At 70.8% G+C, this 2661-nt stretch carries 2 protein-coding genes; one reads left to right on the top strand and one right to left on the bottom strand.

Annotated elements, in window-relative coordinates; translation table 11 throughout:
* Positions 1 to 119: 119 nt before the first annotated feature.
* Positions 120 to 1457 (bottom strand): low temperature requirement protein A, encoded by a 1338-nt coding sequence (locus tag KBX53_RS29005; RefSeq protein ID WP_030337989.1) that lies wholly within the window; start codon positions 1455 to 1457, stop codon positions 120 to 122.
* 152 nt (positions 1458 to 1609) lie between these two features.
* On the opposite strand from KBX53_RS29005, the gene KBX53_RS29000 reads away from it, so the two are divergent.
* Positions 1610 to 2545, top strand: a complete 936-nt coding sequence (locus KBX53_RS29000; RefSeq protein WP_210862774.1) for an SDR family NAD(P)-dependent oxidoreductase — start codon at positions 1610 to 1612, stop codon at positions 2543 to 2545.
* Positions 2546 to 2661: the final 116 nt, after the last annotated feature.

Genomic DNA, 2661 nt, shown 5'->3' with positions numbered 1-2661 from the left:
TGCTGTCCCCGCGCCTCCATGCCCACGGCGGCCTTCGTGCCGGGTGCACCGCGACGCTGCGCCGGAGTCTATCCCGATCGGACCGGCCGGCGGCGGCCCGCGCCGGGGAGCGGCAGTGGTCACGGAGTGGTCGGCTCGTCGGTCTCCCGGACGTCGTGCCAGCGCGCCCGCCAGCCGGCCTCGTGGGCCTCGTGACTGGTCCGTTCCTCGAAGACGGCGGCCCGCAACGCGTGCCGGGATTGGGACATGACCATCACCTCCACGGCCACCAGCGCCACGCAGATCACTGTCGCGAGGGTGAGCGCGCCCAGCGCTGGCAGGTGCTGGCCGACCGGGAGGGCCGCGCTGAGCACGAGGATGACGCCGATGCGGGTCCACGTGACGGTGTGCAGGGTGCGCAACTGAAAGAGCAGGTTGACGGCGAAGTAGCAGATCAGCCCGCCGAACAGCATCGGCACCGCCGGCCCCTCGACCTTCTCCGCGATCCCGCCGGCCGGGTCGGTGATCTTGTGGAGGATCTCCTCGTTGCCGATCGAGAAGAGGATCACCCCGGCGATCATCGGCAGGTAGAGGTACGCGTACGCGTCGCGGGCCATCGCCACCCGGGGGGCACCCTCCGCCGCGTGCAGGGCGATCCGGGCGGCCGGCCCGATGAAGTCGAAGTGCGCCCACCAGAGGCCGGCGGTGACCACGATGCCGAGCGCGGCGGCGGCCACCGCCGGCCAGGTGACCGGCTTGCCGAGCAGGTTGCCGCCCACCCCCGTAGAGATGATCGACTCGCCCAGCGCGATGATCAGGATGAGGTCGTAGCGTTCCGTCCAGTGCTCGGCGCTGGTCACCCCCCAGCCCCAGGTCCCGACGATGAAGCCGGTCGCGTACTGCACCACCACCACGGTGATCCACAGCCCGTCGCGGACCATGGCGGCCTGGTCGGGGTCGGTGATCTGCGGTGGGATGAGGGCGGCGGCCAGCAACAGCACGATGCTCACCGTCAGCTCCGGTGCGAACCGCCGCAGTTGCCGCCGCTCCTGTGGGCTGTCCCGCACCACATGCTGATAGAGGATCATGTGCACGGCCCGGACCACGACGTAGCTGATGGCCACCAGCATCGGGCCGGCGGCGCTTCCCTTCGGGTCGCTGAACGCCTGCGGAAGCGCCAGGGCGAACGCGAACAGGGCGACCATCGCGATCACCATGAGCACCGGGACGTAGCCCTCGCCGAGCCGGACCCGGGTGGCGACCAGGCTGTGCACCACCCAGATCCACCAGAGCACGGCGAGCACCAGGGCGGCGTGCAGCAGTTGCCGTCCGGAGATGTTCGCCGCGGTCGCCCGGGTGATGATGAAGAACGAGAAGACGAAGACCAGATCGAAGAAGACCTCGAACTTGTCCACCCGGGCCCCGGGAGCGATCGGCACGGCCGGTCCCAGCTGTCCACCCCGCCGGTAGCCGCCCACGTCCCAACTCTGGCAGCGTTCGGGCTGGTCGGAGGGTCGAACGGCGATGGCGACGGGTCCCGCGTTACCTCCGGCCCGGGTCGGGGAAACACCGGGACCGCGGCCTCCCGCAGCGGGCCGGCCGGTCCGCCCCACCCGGACAAGGATGGACAATGACGACGAACAATCCGATCAGCACTCCGTTCGCTCATCACTCCACGGCGATGGACGTGATCAAGGGCGTGGACCTTGTCGGGCGGCGGGCGGTCGTCACCGGCGGGTCCTCCGGCATCGGCGTGGAGACCGCCCGCGCCCTGGCCAGCGCCGGCGCCGAGGTCACCCTCGCGGTCCGCAACCCCGACGCCGGGCAGAAGGCCGCCGACGACATCACTGGCACCACCGGCAACGACCGGGTCCTGGTCGCCCCCCTCGACCTCGCCGACCAGGATTCGATCGCCGATTTCGTGGCCAACTGGGACGGCCCGCTGCACATCCTGGTCAACAACGCCGGCATCATGGCCGCACCCCTGTCCCGGACCCCGCAGGGCTGGGAGATGCAGTTCGCCACCAACCACCTGGGGCACTTCGCGCTCGCCACCGGGCTGCACCGGACCCTCGCGGCCGCCGACGGGGCCAGGATCGCCTCGGTCAGCTCCGCCGCCCACCTGCGCTCACCGGTGGTCTTCGACGACATCCAGTACGACAACCGGGAGTACGAGCCGTGGCAGGCGTACGGGCAGTCCAAGACGGCCAACGTGCTCTTCGCCGTGGAGGCGACCCGGCGCTGGTCCGACGACGGCATCTACACCAACTCGCTGATGCCCGGCGCGATCCAGACCAACCTGCAGCGCTACGTCAGCAAGGAGGAACTGGACCGGATGCGGGCGGGCAACGCGGCGGCCTGGAAAACCGTCGAACAGGGTGCCGCCACCTCGGTGCTGGTCGCCGCGTCACCGCTGCTCGACGAGGTGGGTGGGCGCTACTTCGAGGACTGTCAGCAGGCTGCCCCCGCCCAGCCCGGTGGGCGGACGGGCGTCGCCGAGTACGCGCTGGACCCGGAGGCCGCCGAGCGACTCTGGCAGGTCTCGACCGCCCTGCTCAAGGGCTGAGCAGCCCAACGCAAAGGGCGCCCCGGTCGACGACCGGGGCGCCCTTTCGGCGTTCAGGCGGATCAGGCCAGGCCCAGCTCCGACTCGAAGTTGCCGCCCTCCAGCCGCTCCTTGAC

Origin of the sequence: Micromonospora sp. M51 (genome assembly GCF_018070305.1) — a bacterium.
Taxonomy (GTDB): domain Bacteria; phylum Actinomycetota; class Actinomycetes; order Mycobacteriales; family Micromonosporaceae; genus Micromonospora; species Micromonospora parva.
This window is presented reverse-complemented; position numbering and strand designations above follow the sequence as displayed.

Coding starts and splice junctions, on each gene's coding strand:
- KBX53_RS29000 (WP_210862774.1), top strand. CDS start 1,610: ATGACGACGAACAATCCGATCAGCACTCCGTTCGCTCATCACTCCACG.